Raw genomic sequence first — 16,596 nt, 5'->3', positions numbered from 1 at the left:
GGAGTCATCACTTGATGGCCGAGCACCCGTACGCGTGTCTTGGGGTGCCCGATGCTGAGGAACGTGCACGGCGCAACGCCGAGATGCTCCGCGGTGGCGAGGAGTCTGGCTTCTACGACGAGTCCAGCCGCACCAGCCTCTGGCCCGATGACTTCAAGGACTGGGAGCCGGCCGTCGGTTCCGCGCCTCCCCTGGCACCCGGCAAGCGGCCTTTCTGAGCCACTCGCGGCGAGCCGTGGGTGGGCCTTGGTTGCCCGGGGTCAGGCGGCGTCGTTGAGCAGGGCGGCGAGCCGTTGGGCGGGGGTGTCGAGGTCGAGGGTGGGCCGGGGTCGTTTGTTGAGGGTGTCCTGGACCCGCTTGAGGTCGGCCTTGGTGAATTTCGACAGGTCAGCGCCCTTTTCGAACCAGTGCCGCAGCAGTCGGTTGGTGTTCTCGTTGCTGCCGCGCTGCCACGGTGAATGCGGATCGCAGAAGTAGACCGGGGCCTGCAGCTGCATGTCGATGTCGCGCCAGCGAGCCATCTCCGCGCCTCGGTCCCAGGTGATGGTGCGACGCAGATGCTGGGGCAGGTCGCTCATGGCCTCGATCATCGTCGTGGCCACTGACTCTGCGGTGTGGTCGACCGGCAGGTGCAGCAGGATCGTGAACCGGGTGCTGCGCTCCACCAGCGTGCCGATCGCGCTGGCGCACTCCTTCCCCCAGGATCAGATCACCTTCCCAATGCCCGGGTACCGCCCGGTCTTCGGCTTCGGCCGGGCGGTCGCGGATGGTGTACACATCGTGGAACTTGCCGCGGCGCTCCTGATGTCCCCGGGACTTGCGCGCGGCACGTTTAGTCGACAGGCACTTGTTCAGATCAGCGCGCAGCTGGCCCCGTCCCTGCACGTAGAGGCACTGGTAGATCGTTTCGTGGCTCACCTGCGCCAGCTTGTCATCCGGGTGGTCGCGGGCCAACACATCGGCGATCAGCTTCGGACTCCACCCGTCGTCCATCCAGTTTTCGATCTGGGCGCACAATGCGCGGTCTTGAAGCTTGAATTCCTTGGGCCGCTTGGCTTTCAGGGCAGCACGAGAATGTGCCATCCCAGCGTGGTAATCGCCGTCGGCGTTGCGGTTGCGCTGTACCTCGCGCCACACGACGCTACGGTCACGGCCGATCTTCTCAGCAATCTCCTGATACGTCTGCCCAGCGTCGCGGCCGCGCATGATCGCGATGCGCTCATCGAGGCTGAGTCGATGCCCATACCCACCTGGCCTGTCAGGATCACCAGGCTCAGCCAGACCCGTGGCCGAACCCGTTCCGCATCGCAAGGGCATCGACCCAGCTTCATCCCACCACCTCCAACCGGTCTGGATTGACACGCCAACCTGGTACCCGGCCTCACGAAGCGTCGCGCCCAGGCACACCCGATCGAAAAACTCTCGCCGCATCGCACGCGGATAAGCCGGAGTCATACGCAACCTTCCTGAACAGGGACGTTGCAATGACCATATGAATCTAAGGGCGATATTTCACCGCGGAATTACTGACGTCGGGGCAGCGGTAACCTGGGGTGATGCCTCTCGACGAACTTCCCCCGGCCAAGGTCCAACTGTCCGACGACGACTGGCGCGAAAAGCTGACTCCCCAGGAGTTCGCCGTGCTGCGCCGGGCGGGTACGGAGCGGCCCGGGGTCGGCGAGTACACCAACACCCACACCGAGGGCGTCTACAACTGCCGGGCCTGCGGCGCCGAATTGTTCCGCAGCACCGAGAAGTTCGACTCGCACTGCGGCTGGCCGTCGTTCTTCGACCCGTCGCACTCCGATGCGGTGATCCTGCGGCCCGACGACACCATGGGCATGCGCCGCACGGAGGTGCTGTGCGCCTCCTGCCACAGCCACCTCGGCCACGTCTTCGCCGGTGAGGGGTATCCCACGCCCACCGACCAGCGGTATTGCATCAATTCGATTTGTCTCACGCTGGTTCCCGCCGCGCCATAGCCGCGCCGCTCACCTGCTGCGCGGCGGGCTACCGCTGGGCGATCAGCGCGATCGTCGAGGCGGCGATGGTGACGTCGCGCTCGCCGATCACCTCGGCGAGCGCCGCGCGCAGGGCGGCCCGGCGGTCCTCGGGCAGCGTCGAGTGCGCCGAATAGGTGAAGATCAGGTCGAGCCAGTGCTCGCCCGGCTGGGTCTCGGTCCAGGAGTCCTCGCGCTCGGTCACCGAGAACCCCGCGGCGGTGAACCGACCGCGCAATTCGGCCAGTGCGGCATCGGCCTGCGACGGGTCCGAGCTGACGGCGTCGACGTTGACGTAATCCGGGCTGGCGGCACGCAATTCGTCGTTCGACGGACTGCTGGGACGCAGCTTGTTCCACAGCAGCACCACCCTGCCCGGCTGACGAACCAGCCCAGCCAGCCTCGGCACCGCCACCTCGGCGTCCACCCAGTGGAACGACTGCCCGAAGGTCACCAGGTCGAAGGCGCGGCCGCGGTCATCCCACTCCTCGAACGTCGCCACCTCCACCGGGATGCCGGCGCGCTGGACCACACCGGCCATCCCCGGATCGGGTTCCACCGCCAGCACGTCGACGCCACGTTCACGCAGTTGCCGAGACAGGATGCCGGTGCCCGCACCGACGTCCAGAGCGGTCATCCCGGGACCGGCGATCGCGTCGATGAGCGCGTCGGCGTAGCGGGGCCGCAACCGGTCATAGGCGTCGGCGATCGCGCCGAACGACAGCGCCCGGCGGCGATCCCGATGGAGTTCGGCCAAGGCGCGCTCAGGCCAGGTTGTTGATCAGGTCCTCGACGCTGCGCCGCGGCCCGGTGAAGAACGGAGTCTCCTCGCGAGCGTGCCGGCGGGCGTCGGTGTAGCGCAGTTTCCACATCAGTTCAACGATGCGGGCCAGCTCGGGTCCCTCGAACGCCAGGATCCACTCGTAGTCGCCGAGGGCGAACGCGGGAACGGTGTTGGCGCGCACGTCCGGGTAGTCACGCCCGCCCATGCCGTGTTCGACGAGCATCCGGCGCCGCTCGTCATCCGGCAACAGGTACCACTCCAGGGACCGCACGAACGGGTACACGCAGATGTAGTCACCGGCCGGCTCCCCCGCCACGAACGCCGGGATGTGGCTCTTGTTGAACTCCGCGGGCCGGTGCAGGGCGGCCACACTCCACACCGGTTCGCTGACCCGGCCGAGCAGGGTGCGGCGCAGGCCCGTGTAAGTGGCCTGCAGGTCCTCGATGCGTTCGGCGTGCGTCCACATCATGTAGTCGGCGTCCGCGCGCATACCGGCCACGTCGTAGAGCCCGCGCAGCACCACGCCGTCGTCCTCGCGCTGTTTGAAGAAGGCGGTGACGTCGCCGATGGCCTCGGCCCGGTTGTCGTCGAGCGCACCGGGTTCGACGGCGAACACCGAGATCATCATGTAGCGGGTGGCGGCGTTGAGTGCTTCGTAATCCAGACGGGCCATATCCCCATGCTGCCACGGCGGTAAAGCCGGCAGCCGCCTACCCGGTGACCAGCGCCGCCGCGGCCCGCCCGGCGGCCACCAGGCAGCCGGGTACCCCGACGCCGTCGAGGTAGTTGCCGGCTACCGCCAGGCCCGGCGGCAGACCGGCGCGCAGCGCGGATACCAGCTGCGCGTGCCCGGGACCGTATTGCGGCATGGCGTCGATCCAACGGGCGATGATCGACTCGGCGGGGTCGACCCGCAGGCCGAACACCGTCTGAAGGTCCGCGCGCGCCCAGTCCAGCAGCCGCTCGTCGGAGGTGCTCGCCGCGACGGTGTCGCCGAACCGTCCGAAGGACAGCCGCACCAGCTCGACGTTCCCGGTCGGCCCCCATTTCCGGGTGGACAGCGTTATCGCCTTGGCGTGCAACACTTCTCCCGCCCCAACCAGCACCCCGGACTGCGCGGGCAGCGGGGTGCCACCGGGCAGGGCCAGGCCGACGACCACCGATGAGGCCACCGGTACCCGGAGTGCGGCGGCCGCGGCGGCCGGGGCTGCGCGGTGCAGCAGCGCCGCGGCCGGCGTAGCCCCGGTGGCCACCACGACGCCGTCGGCGCGGTGCGCGGCGCCCTCGTCGTCGACCACCAGCCAGCCCGCGCCGTCCGGCTCGATCCGCTCGACGGCCGTCGGCACCCAGGTCGCGGCCGAGGCGGCGACCAGCGCGTCCAGCAGTACCCGGTAGCCGCCGTCGATGGCGCCGAACACCGGTCCGGGCGCGCCCGGGGGCAGCACGGCGCGAACCGCGGCGGTCAGGCTCGGTGCGCCGCGGTCCAGTTCCGCGACGACGGCCGGCACCGCCGACCGGATGCCGATGCTGGCCGCCGATCCCGCGTAGACGCCGGAGATCATCGGGTCGACGGACCGGTCGACGACCTGGGGACCGAACCGGTCGCCGACGAACTCGGCGACGGTCGCGTCCGCACCCGGGCTCCAGCTCAGCGGCCGGTTCGGTTCGGCCGACAGCCGGGCCAGGGTGTCCGCGTCGACCAGGCCGGTCATGCAGGCCGCCGACGACGGCAGGCCGTTGACGGTGCCGGCCGGCAGCGGGTGCAGCCGGGCCTGGCTGTAGAGCAGGGGCCGCACGCCGGTGGGTGTGCGAACCCGGTCGGCCAGGCCGAGTTCGGCCAGCAGCGCCGGCACCTCCGGGCGGCGCACGACGAACGCCTCGGCGCCGATGTCCATGACCTGGCCGGCCAGCGTCTCGGTCCGCAGGATGCCGCCGAGCCGGTCGGCCGGGTCGAACAGGGTGATCCGGGTGCCCGCGCCGGCCGCCCGGCGCAGCCGGTAGGCCGCCGTGAGACCCGAGATACCACCGCCGATCACGGCATACCGGGCGGTTCGGCGAGGCTCGGAGGAGTGGACGGGAGCGGAGCGAGTGGCCGCGGAGCCGAGGGGAAGCCGGGACCGCCCGCGACCATACCGGGCGGGTGTCACAGCGTGTGCACCAGCGACACCAGCTCGGTCAGCACGCCGGGGTCGGTGGCCGGCAGCACCCCGTGGCCCAGGTTGAAGACATGTCCGGCGGCACCGGCGGCCAGCGCGGACCGGCCGTCGTCGTACACGGCGCGGGCGGCGGGTTCGACGACCGGCCAGCCGGCCAGCAGCGCCACCGGGTCCAGGTTGCCCTGCAGGGCCCGGCCGGGCCCGACGCGGCCGGCGGCCGCGGTCAGCGAGGTGCGCCAGTCGACGCCGACCATGCCCGCCGGGATCGAGCCCAGCGCCTCCGACATCGCACCGAGCAGCTCGGCGGTACCCACCCCGAAGTGTGTCATCGGCACCCCGGCACCGGCCAGCGCGGCGAACACCCGGCTGCTGTGCGGCAGAACGTAACTGCGGTAGTCGGCCAGCGACAGGGTGCCGGCCCAGGAGTCGAACAGCTGCAGCGCGTCCACACCGGCATCGATCTGCAGTTGCAGGAACCCGATGGTGATGTCGGTCAGCGCCTCCATCAGCGCGTGCCAGGTCGCCGGCTCGCCCAGCATCATCGCCTTGGTCCGCTCGTGGTGGCGGCTGGGTCCGCCTTCGACCAGGTAGGAGGCCAGGGTGAACGGCGCGCCGGCGAAACCGATCAGCGGCACCTGGCCGAGTTCGCCGACGAGCTGCCCGACGGCGGTGGTCACCGGGACCATCGACGCGGGGTCGAGGCGGCCCAGCGCGGCGACGTCGGCGCCGGTGCGCACCGGGTGGGCGATCACCGGCCCCACGTCGGGCACGATGTCCAGGTCGATACCGGCGCCGCGCAGCGGAACGACGATGTCGGAGAACAGGATCGCCGCGTCCACGCCGTGCCGGCGAATCGGCTGCAGGGTGATCTCGGTGACCAGGTCGGGGTCGAAGCAGGCGTCCAGCATGCGGTGGTTGGCCCGCAGGGCGCGGTACTCGGGCAGCGACCGGCCCGCCTGGCGCATAAACCACACCGGGGTGTGCGCGGGACGGCGGCCGGCGACCGCGGCCAGATAGGGCGATCCGGGCAGCTCACGTCGGGTAGTCATCGCCTGCAATGCTGCCATGAGCCCGGCGCGCCTGCGCCGCCGGACGGGCGCGAGCGGCTAGCGTCGTTTTCGTGACCGCTGTCGAACCGGCCGAGTTCCGCGACGCCGTCGTGGCGATGAATGCCGCGACGGTGCGACGGGAGATCGAGCTGGGCCCGATCCGCCCGCCGCAGCGGCTGGCGCCGTTCAGCTACGCCCTGGGCGCCGAGGTCCGCCACCCCGCCACCGAGGTGGTTCCCGAGCAGTCCGAGGGTGACGCGTTCGGCCGGCTGATCCTGCTGCACGACCCGGAGGGGTCCGACGCCTGGGACGGCACCATGCGCCTGGTGGCCTACATCCAGGCCGATCTGGATCCCAGCGAGGCCGTCGACCCGCTGCTGCCGGAAGTGGCGTGGAGTTGGCTGGTCGAGGCCCTGGCCGAATGCCCGAACCAGCACACCGCCCTCGGCGGGACGGTCACCGCGACCACCTCGGTGCGCTACGGCGACATCTCCGGGCCGCCGCGGGCCCATCAGCTGGAGCTGCGCGCATCGTGGACCGCGACGGACCTGGAGCTGGCCACGCATGTGCAGGCGTTCTGCGTGGTGCTCGAGCATGCCGCGGGACTGCCACCGGTGGGCGTCACCGAGCTGGGTTCGCGATCCCGCGCCTGACCGATGGCCCCCGAACCCGACATCCAGGCGGACGCCGACCCCGAAGCCACACCGCTGACCGCCCCGGCCGGCGGTGTGCCCCCTGTTTCGGTGTATCCCAGTGACATCGCCGACGCCGCCGAGGCGCTGGCGGGCGGGAAGGGCCCGTTTGCCGTCGACGCCGAACGCGCGTCGGGGTTCCGCTACTCCAACCGCGCCTACCTGATCCAGATCCGACGGGCCGGGGCCGGGACGGTGCTCATCGACCCGGTCAACCACGGCGGCGACCCGTCGACCGTGCTGGCGCCGCTGGCCGAGGTGCTGGGCACCGACGAGTGGATCCTGCACGCCGCCGACCAGGATCTGCCGTGCCTGGCCGAGCTGGGACTGCGCCCGCCGGCGCTGTATGACACCGAGCTGGCCGGCCGGCTGGCCGGGTTCGAGCGGGTGAACCTGGCGACGATGGTGTCCCGGCTGCTCGGTCTGGGCCTGGCCAAGGGGCACGGCGCGGCCGACTGGTCCAAGCGGCCGTTGCCGCCGGCCTGGCTGAACTACGCGGCCCTGGACGTCGAGGTGCTCATCGAGCTGCGCGACGCGATCGCCGGCGTGCTGGCCGAGCAGAACAAAACCGATTGGGCGGCACAGGAATTCGAACACGTGATGGGGTTCACCGGATCGCCGACCCGCCGTGACCGGTGGCGCCGCACCTCCGGCATCCACAAGATCCGCGACCGCCGCGCCCTGGCGCAGGTCCGCGAGATGTGGCTGGCCCGCGACCGGATGGCCGCCCGCCGCGACGTCGCCCCCAGCCGGATCCTGCCGGATTCGGCGATCATCGCCGCGGTTAGGGAAGACCCCAAGACCGTCGACGCGCTGACCGCGCTGCCGGTCTTCGGCGGCCCCAAACAGCGCCGTTCGGCCCAAACCTGGCTGGACGCCCTGGCGGCGGGGCGCACCACCGCGGACCTGCCGTCGCCGTCCGAGGAGAGCAGCGGGCCGCCGCCGGCGGTGCGGTGGAGCCGTCGCAAACCCGAGGCGGCCGCGCGGCTGGAGGTGGTCCGGGCGGCGTTGACCGGGGTGAGTGAGCAGGTCAGCGTGCCGACGGAGAACATCCTGGCGCCGGATCTGATGCGACGGCTGTGCTGGGACTGGTCGGCACAGGCGGAACCCACCACGGCCATCGAGGTGTTCCTGCGCGACGGCGGCGCGCGGCCCTGGCAGCGGGAACTGACGGTCCCGGTGCTGGCCGACGCGCTCACCCGCGCCGACAAGACCCCGTCCGGCCAGACCCCGGTCGAGGGAACCCCCGCCGACGGTTCCTAACCGGCGGCCTTGCGGGCGCGTTCGCGCATCGAGGCGATCACCCCGCCGTCGTTGAGGATGTCGGTGCCGGTGAGGTAGCCGGCCGTCGGGCCCACGCAGAACACCATCAGCGCGGCCATCTCCTCGGCGGTCCCCCAGCGCGGCACCGCGGCGTCGGCGACCATCGCACCGGCTCCGGCCTGCTCCTCCAGCCGGCCCATCATCGTGTCGACCGAACCGGGCGACACCGAGACGATGCGCTGGCCGCGCGCGTTGAACCGCTCGGCCTGCGCACTGCTGTACCACTTCACGAAGCTCTTGCCGATGGCGTACGAAAGTCCCGGGCGGGCCTCGGGGGGCGCGATCTCGCACGCCGCGAGCATCTGCGTCAAGAACTCCTCGGGGTCCTCGGTGGCCAGCGGGAACGCGGCGGTGGGGATGATCTCGTCGGGCAGCATGTGGGCGGCCATCGACGCGACGTTGACGATCGCGGCGCCGTCGCCCGCCCGGGCATGAAACGCCTCGTTGACGTTGACGGTGCCGATTGCGTTGGTGCGCATGATGTATTCGGCATCGCCCATGCTGGGGCTCACCCCGGCAGTGTGTACCACCGCGCGCAGGACGCCCAGGTGGGCCGCCTCGTCGAACATCGCCTCGACCGCGCGCGCATCGGTCACGTCGATCGTCATGTCGCAGTACCGCAATGCGGTGTCGGCCAGTTCGTCACGGGCGGCGGCGAGCCGGTCACCGTTGACGTCGGCCAGCAACAGGGCGTCCTCGCGAGCGAGGAGTCGCGCGACCGCCAGGCCCATGCCGCCGCCACCGCCGGTGATGATCGTTACAGAATCCACGAAATGTGACACTACCGCGCAAGGTCAGCCGGCGAACAGACCCGCCAGGAAGGGCGTGGAGTCCGGCATCGACGCCAGCACCGTGCCGCTGTGATCCTGGTCGGGGTACACGTGCAACTGCACCGGCTGCCCGTTGGCCACCAGCTGATCGTTGAACTTCAGCGTCAGCTCGGGCGGCACGTCGCGGTCCCGCAGCCCGACGCCGAGGAAGATCGGCCGGTCATACCCGGCGGCCGGGATGCCCATGTAGTCATCGACCGCGGCGGCGAAATTCGGCAGGGAGTCCACCGGTGCGGTGAAGAATCCGGGGACCGTCATCGCGGCGAGGTCGTCGGCGAGCTCGTGCACGCACACCGTGGCGGCCTGCGCGACGGCGCTTCGCCCGGCCGGGGTGAGCACCGTGTCCACCCGCAGGTCCGGCCGGGCCTCGTTCAGCGCGGCCAGGATGTAGGCGGCGTAGGCGTTGGCCACCGGCGCGAGGTTGCCCGGCACCGTCATGTCCGGTCCGGCGTTCTTGACCAGCCGTTCCACCCCGGCCGGGGTGCCGGTGGCGACCACGCCGCGGTAGTCCAACCCGGACCCGGCGGAGAACTCGCTGGCCCACCTTGCGGTGGCGACGGCCGCTCCGCCACCCTGGGACTGGCCGACGACCGCCCACTTCGGCGACAGCGGCAGGCCCAAGTCATGCGCGGCGATGACCGAGTCGACGACGCCGTGCGCGGTGGTCCGGCTGTTGAGGTAGCTCATCAGCCCGGGCGTGCCCAGTCCGGCGTAGTCGGCGCCCACCACGGCGTAGCCCTGGTCCAGCCAGTGCGACAGGTACGCCTTGTCCCGGTCACTGCGCGGCCGGGCCGACGGGGTGCAGTCGTCACCCAGCCCGACGGTGCCGTGTGCCCAGGCCACCACCGGCCACCCGCCGTCCGGCGCCGGGGTCTTCGGAGTGAACACCACCGCGGTGCCCACGGCGGGACGGCTGTGCTGGTCGGTGGTGGCGTAGAGGATCCGGTAGGACGACGACGCCGAGGGCACCGACAGCGCCGGGTCCAGCGGCACCGATTCGATCAGCGATCCCGGGGCGGGGATCACCGCGCTGTAGTTGCGGGCGTCGAGTCCGGACCAGATCGGCGCGGCACTCGCCACGGCGGGGACGAGGAACAGGGCGATCAGCGAGATCGCGACGGCGGTCGTCTTCTTCACGGGGCGGGTCAGGCGCCTTCGTTGATCTCGGTGGGCGAATGGGTCTGGGCGGCAACCCAACCGGTGATCCGACGGGCCACCGCACGGTCGGTCAGGCCCATCTCGGCCAGCAGCTCCCCGCGCGACGCGTGCTCCAGGAACTCCTGTGCCACACCGATGTCCCGACAGGGCACGTCGATGTCGGCGGCGCGCAACGCCGCCGATACCGCGGAGCCGATGCCCCCGGACACCCCGCTGTCCTCGCAGGTGACCACCAGGGTGTGTTCGGCGGCAAGCACTTTGATCTCCTCGGGCACCGGCAGCACCCAGCGGGGGTCCACCACCGTGACCCCGATGCCCTGGCCGCGCAGCAGTTCGGCCACCGACAGGGCCAGTGGCGCGAACGCGCCGACCGCAACGATCAACACGTCCGGCGTGCAACCGAACGCGGGGACGGCCAGCACGTCGACGCCGCCGCGCCGCTGCAGCGCCGGAATATCCTCGCCGACAGCACCTTTGGGGAACCGCAGCACCGTAGGCCCGTCGGTGACGGCCAGCGCCTCGCCGAGTTCCTCGCGCAGCGTGGCACCGTCGCGCGGTGCGGCCACCCGGATGCCGGGCACCGCACCGAGGATCGACAGGTCCCACATACCGTTGTGGCTGGCGCCGTCCGGGCCGGTGACCCCGGCGCGGTCCAGCACGACGGTGACCGGCAGCTTGTGCAGTGCCACATCCATCAGTAGCTGGTCGAACGCCCGGTTCAGGAACGTCGCGTACACGGCGACCACCGGATGCAGCCCGCCCATCGCCATTCCGGCGGCCGAGGTCACGGCGTGCTGTTCGGCGATGCCGACGTCGAACAGCCGGTCGGGGAAACGCTCGCCGAACGCGGCCAGTCCGGTCGGTCCGGGCATCGCCGCGGTGATCGCGACGACGTCGCGGCGCCGACCACCGATGCGGATCAGCTCATCGGAGAAGATGCCGGTCCAGCCCGGGGCGCTCTCCCCCGTAGCCTGGCCGGTCACCGGGTCGATGACGCCGCAGGCGTGCATCTGCTCGGCCTCGTCGGCCTCGGCGGGGCCGTAGCCCATGCCCTTGCGGGTGACGACGTGCACGATCACCGGGTGGTTGAACCCGCGGGCGTGCCGCAGCGCCTGCTCGACGGCGTGCTCGTCGTGGCCGTCGATGGGCCCGACGTACTTGATGCCCAGGTCGGTGAACATGGCCTGGGGCTGCAACGCGTCCTTGAGCCCGGCCTTCACCGAGTGCAGGAACTGGTAGCACACCTCGCCGGCCACCGGCATCCGGCGCAGCGCGCCGCGCCCGCGTTCCAGGAATTTCTCGTACCCCGGTTGCAGTCGCAGCCCGGCCAGATGGTCGGCCAGCCCGCCGATGGTCGGCGCGTAGCTGCGGCCGTTGTCGTTGACGACGATCACCACCGGCCGGTTTCCGGCGGCGATGTTGTTCAGCGCCTCCCAGCACATGCCGCCGGTCAGGGCGCCGTCGCCGACGACGGCGACCACGTGCCGGTTGCGGTGCCCGGTCAGCTCGAACGCCTTGGACAGCCCGTCGGCGTAGGACAGCGCCGCCGAGGCGTGGCTGGACTCGACCCAGTCGTGTTCGCTCTCCGCGCGGCTCGGGTAGCCGGACAGTCCGTCCTTGCTGCGCAGGGTGGCGAAGTCGTCGGCCCGCCCGGTCAGAATCTTGTGCACGTACGCCTGATGCCCGGTGTCGAAGACGATGGGGTCGTGCGGCGAGTCGAAGACCCGGTGCAGGGCGATGGTGAGTTCAACCACACCGAGATTCGGGCCCAGGTGACCGCCGGTGGCGGCCACCTTGTGGATCAGGAACTCGCGGATTTCCGCCGCCAGCTCGTCGAGCTCAGCTTGCGACAAACGCGCCAGATCAGCGGGGCCGCGGATCTGTTCGAGCATCCGACCAGTGTACGCACCGAGCCTGGTGTCACCGCGCACGGACACTCGCGCGGGTCAGTCCCGATCGGCGTCGGCGGCCTGCCCCTCGGCGATCCGCCGGTAGGCCTTGTTGCGGCCCGCCAGCACGACCGCGGCCAGCACCGCCGACACCAGGCTGGCCACCAGCACGCCGATCTTGACGTGGTCGCCGTCGGCGGTGCCGTAGCCGAACGCCAGCTCGCCGATCAGCAGCGACACGGTGAACCCGATGCCGGCCAGCAGCGACACGCCCCACACGTCGCGCCAGGTCAGCCCGTCGTCGAGATCGGCGCGGGTGAACCGGGCCAGCAGGTAGGTGGTGCCGAACACCCCGATCGGTTTGCCGATCACCAGCCCGGCGAGCACCCCGAGCGTCACCGGCAGCCCCAGTGATTCGAGCAGTCCGGACACCCCGCCGACGGTCACCCCCGCGGCGAAGAAGGCGAACAGCGGGACCGCCACCCCGGCCGAGAACGGCCGAACGAGGTGTTCCAGGCGCTCGGTGCCGCCGCCGTGGCGGCCCAGCACCGGCACGGTGAAGCCGAGGACCACCCCGGCGACGGTGGCGTGAATCCCGCTAGCGTGCACCAAAGTCCAGGTCGCAGCGGCCAGCGGCAGCAGAATCCACCAGCGGTGCACCCCGCGCTGCACCGCGACGGCGAACAGCGCCGCGGGCACCAGGGCGCACAGCAGCGGCACCGGCGCGACGTGGTCGGTGTAGAAGAACGCGATCACGGTGATGGCCAGCAGGTCGTCGACGACGGCCAGGGTCAGCAGGAACACCCGCAGCGCCGACGGCAGGAAGCTGCCCAGCACGGCGAGCACCGCAACGGCGAACGCGATGTCGGTCGCCGTCGGCACCGCCCAGCCGACCAGGGTGCCGGTGGACCCGCCGGCGACGTTGATACCGACGAAGATCAGCGCGGGGGCCACCATGCCGCCGACGGCGGCCAGGATCGGCAGCGCCGCACGCGACGGATTGCGCAGGTCACCGGCGACGAACTCGCGTTTGAGCTCGCACCCGACGGCGAAGAAGAACACCGCCAGCAGACCGTCGGCCGCCCAGCCGGCCAGCGGCAGGTCCAGGTGCGCCTCGCGCGGCCCGACGACGTGGCCGGCCAATGCGTGATAGGAGTCCGACCACGGCGAGTTGGCCCAGATCAGAGCGACGGCCGCCGACACCAGCAGCACCAGGCCGCCGACGGTGTCGTCGCGCAGCACGGCGGCCAGCCGGGACGCCTCGGGCCGGGAGCCGCGGGTGAACAGCCGGCGCGGGAACCCCATCAGCGCACCAGCACACCGACGCATTCGACGTGGTGGGTGAGCGGGAAGGCGTCGAACACCCGCAGCGCTTCGACCCGGTAGCCGTGCCCGAGGTAGTAGCCGATGTCGCGGGCGAACGAGGCCGCCTCGCAGCCGATGTGCAGGACGCGGTCCACGCCCGCGGCGGCGACGGCGTCGATCACCTCCCGTCCGGCGCCGGTGCGCGGCGGATCCAGCACGGCCAGCTGCGCTTTGGGAAGCCGGGGCAGCGCGCGGCGCACCGACTCGGTGGTGAACCGGACCTGCTCCAGGTCGGCGAGCGCGACCCGGCCCGCGCGGGCACCGGCGCGGGCGGTGTCCACCGAGTGCACCTGCCCGGTCTCCCCCACCGCACCGGCCAGCGCCGCCGCGAACACCCCGGCGCCACCGTAGAGGTCCCACGCGGTGGCTCCCGGGACCTCACCCGCCCAGTCGGTGACCAGCGCGCTGTAGAGCTCAGCGGCCTCGCGGTGGGCCTGCCAGAACGCGGTGACCGGCAGCTGCCAGGTGCGCCCGCCGACCCGCGCGGTCACCTCGTAGCCGCCCTCGAGCATCTTGGTGCGCCGCTCGCCGCCGCTGCACGCGACGTGGCGCACGCCGTCGTCGTCGAGCACGATGTGCAGCTGGTCGTCGACCCGGGCGCCGTCCACGCTGAGGCCGTCGAGCATTCCGGCGGGCAGCTGGGCGCAGTTCAGGTCGGTCACCAGTTCGGTGCTGTGGTAGCGGTGGAAGCCGGGCCGCCCGTCGGCGCCGATGGCCAGCCGCACCCGGGTGCGCCAGCCGGTCGGCACGCCCGAGCCCACAGGTTCTGCGGACGGTCCCGGCTTCCCCTCGGCTCCGCGGCCACTCGCTCCGCTCCCGTCCACTCCGCCGAGCCTCGCCGAACCGCCCGGGGGTTCTGCGGACGGTCCCGGCTTCCCCTCGGCTCCGCGGCCACTCGCTCCGCTCCCGTCCACTCCGCCGAGCCTCGCCGAACCGCCCGGGGGTTCTGCGGACGCCCCCAACCAGTCGAATCGGGCCAGCCGCGACAGCTGGTTGCCGACCACCTCGCCCTTGATCCGGCGCGCGGCCGTCGGTTCGGCGAACGCGAGGTCGCAGCAACCGGCGCCGTGCGGACCGGCGATCGGGCACAGCGATGCGATCCGGTCGGCCGAGGGCTCCAGGATCTCGACGGCCTCGGCGTGCCAGTAGGAGCCGCGTTCGGAGGTGATCCGCGCGGTGACCGTCTCGCCGGGCAGCGCGTAGCGCACGAACACCACCCGGCCGTCGTGGCGGGCCACGCACGATCCGCCGTTGGCCGGTGCCCCGAGCGTCAGGGTCAGCGTCTCGGCGGTCAATCGACGATCCCGCGGCGCAGGTCACCGGGTGCATTCACCGGCGTGAGGTTCTTCAGCCGCTCCGAGGAGTGCAGCTGCCAGGGCACCGAGGTGACCATCACGTTCGGTTCGAACAGCAGCCGGGTCTTCAGGCGCAGGGCGCTCTGGTTGTGCAGGATCTGCTCCCACCAGTGCCCGACGACGTACTCGGGGATGAACACCGTCACCACGGTGCGCGGGGATTCCTTGCCGACCCGCTTGACGTAGTCGAGCACCGGGCGGGTGATCTCGCGGTAGGGCGAGGCGATCACCTTCAGCGGCACGCTGATGTCGCTCTCCTGCCAGCGGTGCACCAGCTGGCGGGTCTCGGCGTCGTCGACGCTGACGGTGATGGCCTCCAGGGTGTCGGGCCGGGTGGCCCGGGCATAGGCCAGTGCCCGCAGGGTCGGCAGGTGCAGCTTGGACACCAGTACGACGGCGTGGTTGCGGCTGGGCAGCACGATCTCGTGGTCGTCGTCCTCCAGGCTGGCCAGCTCCCTCGACACCCGGTCGTAGTGCCGGTGGATGAGTTTCATCATCGCGAACAGTGCGCTCATCGCCAGGATCGCGATCCACGCGCCGGCCAGGAACTTGGTGATCAGCACCACGATCAGCACCGCACCGGTACAGATCAGGCCGACGGTGTTGACGATCCGGGAGCGCTGCATGCGGCGGCGCGCCGCCCGGTCGGTTTCACTGGCCAGCAGCCGGGTCCAGTGCCGGACCATGCCGATCTGGCTCAGCGTGAACGACACGAACACCCCGACGATGTAGAGCTGGATCAGCGCGGTCACCTCGGCGTGGAAGGCCACGACGAAGGCGACGGCGGCGATCGCCAGGAACAGGATGCCGTTGGAGAACGCCAACCGGTCCCCGCGGGTGTGCAGCTGGCGCGGTAGGTAGCTGTCCTGGGCCAGGATCGAGCCCAGCACCGGAAAGCCGTTGAACGCGGTGTTGGCGGCCAGGATCAGGATCAGGGCGGTGACCACGGTGATCGCGATGAAGCCGAGATGGAAGTTGCCGAACACGGCCTGCGCCAGCTGGGCGACGAGGGTCTTCTGATGATAGTTCGGCGGTGTGCCGGAAAGCTGGGTCCCCGGATCCTCGGCGATCTTCACGCCGGTCTTCTCGGCCAGCGTGATGATGCCCAGCAGCAGGGCCACCGAGATGGAGCCCAGCAGCAGCAAGGTGGTGGCGGCGTTGCGGGATTTGGGTTTCCGGAATGCCGGCACCCCGTTACTGATCGCCTCCACCCCGGTCAGCGCCGCGCAGCCCGAGGAGAACGAGCGGGCCACCAGGAACACCAGGGCCAGGCCGACGAAGTCGTGTTCGGCGTGCAGGGTGTAGGGCGCAGACTCGGCCCGGATCGGGTCGCCGAGCACGTAGATCCGGAACAGCCCGAGCGCCAGCATGACGAAGATGCCGACGATGAACGCGTAGGTGGGGATGGCGAACGCGATGCCCGACTCCCGCACGCCGCGCAGGTTCATCGCCATCAGCAACAGGATCGCCAGCACCGCGAACACCACCTTGTGATGCGCGACGAACGGCAGCGCCGAACCGATGTTGGCCATCGCCGAGGACATCGAAACAGCCACGGTCAGTACGTAATCCACCATCAGCGCGCTGGCCACGGTCAGCCCGGCGGTGGGGCCCAGGTTGGTGGTGGCCACTTCGTAGTCCCCGCCGCCGGACGGGTAGGCGTGCACGTTCTGCCGGTAGCTGGCCACCACGACCAGCATGACGAAGGCGACGGCCAGGCCGATCCACGGCGTCATCGCATAGGCGGACAGCCCGGCGACCGAGAGCACCAGGAAGACTTCCTCGGGCGCGTACGCCACCGAGGACATGGCGTCGGAGGCGAACACCGGCAGCGCGATGCGCTTGGGCAGCAGGGTGTGGCCGAGCTTGTCGCTGCGGAACGGCCGTCCCAGTACCAACCGGCGCGCCGCGGTGGAAAGTTTGGACACGAGGGCCAAGCCTAGGCGCAATGGGAAAGAGTTGTAGCGTTCGGGCGTAGCGTCTGAAAACCACCTG

General features: G+C 71.0%; 14 protein-coding genes and 1 pseudogene. 4 read left to right on the top strand and 11 right to left on the bottom strand.

Going from position 1 to position 16,596, the window contains the following annotated elements:
* The first annotated feature begins 14 nt into the window (after positions 1–14).
* Complete coding sequence (locus G6N16_RS11300; protein ID WP_163787791.1) at positions 15–218, top strand: hypothetical protein; 204 nt, start codon at positions 15–17, stop codon at positions 216–218.
* Positions 219–260: 42 nt separating this feature from the next.
* Here G6N16_RS11300 and G6N16_RS11295 read toward each other — a convergent pair.
* A pseudogene (locus tag G6N16_RS11295) lies at positions 261–1,455 on the bottom strand (IS30 family transposase).
* A gap of 101 nt (positions 1,456–1,556) precedes the next feature.
* On the opposite strand from G6N16_RS11295, the gene msrB reads away from it, so the two are divergent.
* On the top strand, positions 1,557–1,982 hold the full coding sequence (msrB, locus tag G6N16_RS11290; RefSeq protein WP_083029675.1) for a peptide-methionine (R)-S-oxide reductase MsrB: 426 nt from the start codon (positions 1,557–1,559) through the stop codon (positions 1,980–1,982).
* A 28-nt stretch (positions 1,983–2,010) separates the two neighbouring features.
* On the opposite strand, the gene G6N16_RS11285 is transcribed toward msrB, so the two are convergent.
* The 4 genes from G6N16_RS11285 to hemE form a co-directional block, all read right to left on the bottom strand.
* Positions 2,011–2,757 (bottom strand): class I SAM-dependent methyltransferase, encoded by a 747-nt coding sequence (locus G6N16_RS11285; protein ID WP_083029674.1) that lies wholly within the window; start codon positions 2,755–2,757, stop codon positions 2,011–2,013.
* 7 nt (positions 2,758–2,764) lie between these two features.
* Complete coding sequence (hemQ, locus tag G6N16_RS11280; protein ID WP_083029673.1) at positions 2,765–3,457, bottom strand: hydrogen peroxide-dependent heme synthase; 693 nt, start codon at positions 3,455–3,457, stop codon at positions 2,765–2,767.
* 37 nt (positions 3,458–3,494) lie between these two features.
* Positions 3,495–4,820: a protoporphyrinogen oxidase gene (locus G6N16_RS11275; protein ID WP_083029672.1), complete on the bottom strand. Its 1,326-nt coding sequence runs from the start codon at positions 4,818–4,820 to the stop codon at positions 3,495–3,497.
* A 107-nt stretch (positions 4,821–4,927) separates the two neighbouring features.
* Positions 4,928–5,989, bottom strand: coding sequence for a uroporphyrinogen decarboxylase (gene hemE, locus G6N16_RS11270; protein WP_083029671.1), 1,062 nt, complete (start codon positions 5,987–5,989; stop codon positions 4,928–4,930).
* A gap of 71 nt (positions 5,990–6,060) precedes the next feature.
* On the opposite strand from hemE, the gene G6N16_RS11265 reads away from it, so the two are divergent.
* The gene (locus G6N16_RS11265; protein ID WP_083029670.1) at positions 6,061–6,642 is read left to right on the top strand and encodes a DUF3000 domain-containing protein; all 582 of its coding nucleotides are present in this window, start codon (positions 6,061–6,063) and stop codon (positions 6,640–6,642) included.
* Positions 6,643–6,645: 3 nt separating this feature from the next.
* Positions 6,646–7,944, top strand: a complete 1,299-nt coding sequence (locus G6N16_RS11260; RefSeq protein ID WP_083029669.1) for an HRDC domain-containing protein — start codon at positions 6,646–6,648, stop codon at positions 7,942–7,944.
* Here G6N16_RS11260 and G6N16_RS11255 read toward each other — a convergent pair.
* Genes G6N16_RS11255 through G6N16_RS11230 form a run of 6 tightly spaced genes read right to left on the bottom strand, consistent with a single transcriptional unit; the run spans position 7,941 to position 16,529 of the window.
* On the bottom strand, positions 7,941–8,774 hold the full coding sequence (locus G6N16_RS11255; RefSeq protein ID WP_083029668.1) for an SDR family oxidoreductase: 834 nt from the start codon (positions 8,772–8,774) through the stop codon (positions 7,941–7,943). The two genes, G6N16_RS11260 and G6N16_RS11255, sit on opposite strands and share 4 nt — an antisense overlap.
* Positions 8,775–8,798: 24 nt before the next feature.
* On the bottom strand, positions 8,799–9,971 hold the full coding sequence (locus tag G6N16_RS11250; protein ID WP_407663637.1) for an alpha/beta hydrolase family protein: 1,173 nt from the start codon (positions 9,969–9,971) through the stop codon (positions 8,799–8,801).
* Positions 9,972–9,979: 8 nt separating this feature from the next.
* On the bottom strand, positions 9,980–11,884 hold the full coding sequence (gene dxs / locus G6N16_RS11245) for a 1-deoxy-D-xylulose-5-phosphate synthase (protein WP_083029667.1): 1,905 nt from the start codon (positions 11,882–11,884) through the stop codon (positions 9,980–9,982).
* A gap of 54 nt (positions 11,885–11,938) precedes the next feature.
* Positions 11,939–13,186, bottom strand: coding sequence for a Na+/H+ antiporter NhaA (gene nhaA / locus G6N16_RS11240; protein WP_083029666.1), 1,248 nt, complete (start codon positions 13,184–13,186; stop codon positions 11,939–11,941).
* Positions 13,186–14,541: a class I SAM-dependent RNA methyltransferase gene (locus tag G6N16_RS21645; RefSeq protein WP_235674065.1), complete on the bottom strand. Its 1,356-nt coding sequence runs from the start codon at positions 14,539–14,541 to the stop codon at positions 13,186–13,188. Before G6N16_RS21645 ends, nhaA begins: the two co-directional genes overlap by 1 nt.
* Positions 14,538–16,529, bottom strand: a complete 1,992-nt coding sequence (locus G6N16_RS11230) for an APC family permease (protein WP_083029692.1) — start codon at positions 16,527–16,529, stop codon at positions 14,538–14,540. The genes G6N16_RS21645 and G6N16_RS11230 overlap by 4 nt, the downstream gene beginning before the upstream one ends.
* Between the last annotated feature and the right edge of the window lie 67 nt (positions 16,530–16,596).

The sequence above is a fragment of the Mycolicibacterium insubricum genome (genome assembly GCF_010731615.1).
Lineage (GTDB): Bacteria > Actinomycetota > Actinomycetes > Mycobacteriales > Mycobacteriaceae > Mycobacterium > Mycobacterium insubricum.
This window is presented reverse-complemented; position numbering and strand designations above follow the sequence as displayed.